The 2,173-nt window shown below is 42.0% G+C and carries 3 protein-coding genes; 1 reads left to right on the forward strand and 2 read right to left on the reverse strand.

Annotated elements, in window-relative coordinates:
• Together IQR33_RS24200 and IQR33_RS24205 are read right to left on the reverse strand one after the other, a co-directional pair.
• A partial coding sequence (locus tag IQR33_RS24200) for a phospholipase D-like domain-containing protein (protein ID WP_228014112.1) occupies nucleotides 1-496 on the reverse strand: 496 nt, incomplete at its 3' end.
• Nucleotides 497-567: 71 nt separating this feature from the next.
• Nucleotides 568-999 (reverse strand): GNAT family N-acetyltransferase, encoded by a 432-nt coding sequence (locus IQR33_RS24205; RefSeq protein WP_017633746.1) that lies wholly within the window; start codon nucleotides 997-999, stop codon nucleotides 568-570.
• 101 nt (nucleotides 1,000-1,100) lie between these two features.
• Here IQR33_RS24205 and murB point away from each other — a divergent pair, with 101 nt between their 5' ends.
• The gene (murB, locus tag IQR33_RS24210; protein ID WP_132937404.1) at nucleotides 1,101-2,144 is read left to right on the forward strand and encodes a UDP-N-acetylmuramate dehydrogenase; all 1,044 of its coding nucleotides are present in this window, start codon (nucleotides 1,101-1,103) and stop codon (nucleotides 2,142-2,144) included.
• Nucleotides 2,145-2,173 lie beyond the last annotated feature (29 nt).

Below are 2,173 nucleotides of genomic sequence, written 5' to 3' on the forward strand. Positions count from 1 at the left end.
CATGGTAACGATCAAATCGATAACGTTCATGATAATGGAGATAAACGTTATTTAAGCTCGCCCCACTGTAGATAACAGTATCATCGACAATGAAGCCTTTTAAATGCAGTACCCCAAAAACTTCTCTGCCACGCACTGGTATGCCATAGACAGGGATTGGGTGCTGGTACTTACTGGCATATGCTTTGTAAAGCGCTGAATTACCCTCAGATGTCTCCGCACCAATCAGGCCACGCTGCGCTCGATGCCAGTCGACACAGATATTGATGTCCAACCCAGGATTGCGCTGTTTCGCTTCATAAAGCGCAGTGAGAATTTCACGTCCAGCTTCATCATCTTCCAGATATAGAGCGACTAGGTAAATTCGCGACGTTGCTTTGCTGATAGCATCTAAAAGACGGGTTCTGAATGATTCTGCTGAATACAGAACATCAAAGTCTTCCGGATTGACAGCGAGACTTGGCAACTGTTCGAATGGATTCCTACTTACTATCATATCGGTATGAGTACCTTAGTTTAGTGCAATATTGCGAACCTGCCATTTTATCAAAGATATGATTTACCTGGCTACAAAAGCACGCGTTTTGATGTCGTTGAAGAGATGAATTGCATTGGAATGAGATCTTTACCGCTATCTACGTAACGTTGAAATGCCATTTTTAGCGGGTGTGGTAGCTCAGAGCAATCAATTGTTGTGAATCCATGCTTGGAATAATAGGATTCGAGATGTGTAAACGCGAAGCAATAATCGCCATCAGTGAAAACATTGTTTTTACAATGGGTTAGTAGTTTTTTTCCAATCCCTGTTCCCCTAACTTTCGGAATGACCAACATTCCTGTCAACAGACGAACTTTATCTACACCTTTTAAACGTAGTAACGCAATGATTTCACCCTTATGGCTTGCTGTAATGATCAATTCATCCTTTTTGGCTCGACCCGCAGGGTAATACGCTTTGTATAGTTTCTTAATGAGGGGGAGCTTGATGGGATTTAACACTTCTATGATTAATGAGTCTGGTATTGTCACTGCGGTTAAAAGATAACTAATGTAGAATGTCGACAGTTTAAGAGAATCTTATCTGGTGTTGCAAACCTACTATGCAAATTAAAACAAATGCGAGCCTAAAGGCTTACCATACTTTTGGAATTGAACAATCGTGTTCCTATTTAGCTATCGTTGAGTCGCTCGAAGATGTTATTGAGCTATTTCAAAACCCAAGATTCACCCATTTACCGAAACTTTTTTTAGGTAAAGGAAGTAATGTTCTTTTTACAGAACATTTTGAGGGATTAGTGATTGTTAATCGAATCATGGGTAAAGAAGTCACGGAAACGGATGAGCACTACCTATTACATATTGCCGGTGGTGAAGATTGGCCTGAATTGGTTTCCTGGTGTGTGAATCAGGGGATCGGTGGGATCGAGAACTTAGCTTTGATTCCGGGTTGTGCTGGCTCGGCTCCTATTCAGAACATTGGTGCGTATGGCCTAGAGCTAAAAGACATCTGTGATTATGTAGATGTTCTTGACCTAACTACGTTTGAAAACAAAAGAATGCACGCCCAAGACTGTGAGTTTGCCTATAGGGATTCCATATTTAAACATGCGTTGCACGGAAAGTGCTTTATCACCGCATTAGGGCTTAAGTTGGCGAAGCAATGGCAGCCGATTAACCAGTACGGTCCTTTACAAAGTATCCCAGAAGAACAACTCAGCCCTGCTTCTATCTTCGAACGAGTATGCCAAGTGCGAAAGGCAAAACTGCCAGATCCAACCAAGATAGGTAACGCAGGTAGTTTCTTTAAAAACCCAGTGATCACAGAAGATCACTATGATCGACTAACAAAAAAATACCCTAACGTAGTGGCCTACCCAGCTTCAGGAGGAATGAAAATTGCTGCTGGTTGGCTTATTGATCAGTGTGGATTAAAAGGGAAGTCTGTACACGGTGCGCAGGTCAACCCTATGCAAGCTTTGGTTTTGACCAACATAGATAATTGTAGTGCTGATGACATTGTCGCGCTTGCTTCTTTAGTGAAGCATACAGTATGGGACAAATACCAAATCATACTTGAGCATGAAGTACGCTTTCTCAATCGTACCGGGGAGACCAATTTGGCTCAGATCGAGGCATCTAGATGAGAAAAGATCACTCTACGAAACTTCATATT

It is taken from the genome of Vibrio sp. OPT46, from assembly GCF_015163535.1.
GTDB classification, from domain to species: domain Bacteria; phylum Pseudomonadota; class Gammaproteobacteria; order Enterobacterales; family Vibrionaceae; genus Vibrio; species Vibrio alginolyticus.

Excerpts from the sequence above, each read along its gene's own strand:
- murB (WP_132937404.1), top strand. The coding sequence starts at position 1,101 with ATGCAAATTAAAACAAATGCGAGCCTAAAGGCTTACCATACTTTTGGA.